1 pseudogene is annotated in these 371 nt (G+C 66.3%); it reads right to left on the bottom strand.

The window, feature by feature from the left end:
* Positions 1 to 371 (bottom strand): annotated as a pseudogene (locus JZ791_RS44605) (hypothetical protein); the annotation flags it as partial.

Raw genomic sequence — 371 nt, 5'->3', positions numbered from 1 at the left:
ACACCACCGATCAGACCACCACCCACACCACCGATCAACGCGGCCGGGTTGAACTCCCACTGCCCGGTCATCACCCCATACGCCACGATCCCCGCACCCGCACCCACCAAACCCGCCGGGATACCCGACCCCACCGCGATCGCCCCGGCCTTCCACCAGGTCATCTTGCCCTCACCGACCAGACCACCCAAATACTTGCCACCGAAATGACCGATCGGGGTCGCCACCCCCGCCGACACCGCCCCGGTCACCCCCGACTCGATCGCCTGCACCCAATTGATGCCATGACGATGCCCCTGACCGACCTCGATCTCCTGCGCCAAAAGATCCGCCCCGAAACCGATCCCGCCCTGCTTGAGCGCCTCGATCGC

Origin of the sequence: Nocardia alni, from assembly GCF_019038435.1 — a bacterium.
GTDB lineage: Bacteria > Actinomycetota > Actinomycetes > Mycobacteriales > Mycobacteriaceae > Nocardia > Nocardia alni.
Note: the sequence above shows the minus strand (reverse complement) of the source record. Positions and strands in the feature narration are given on the sequence as shown.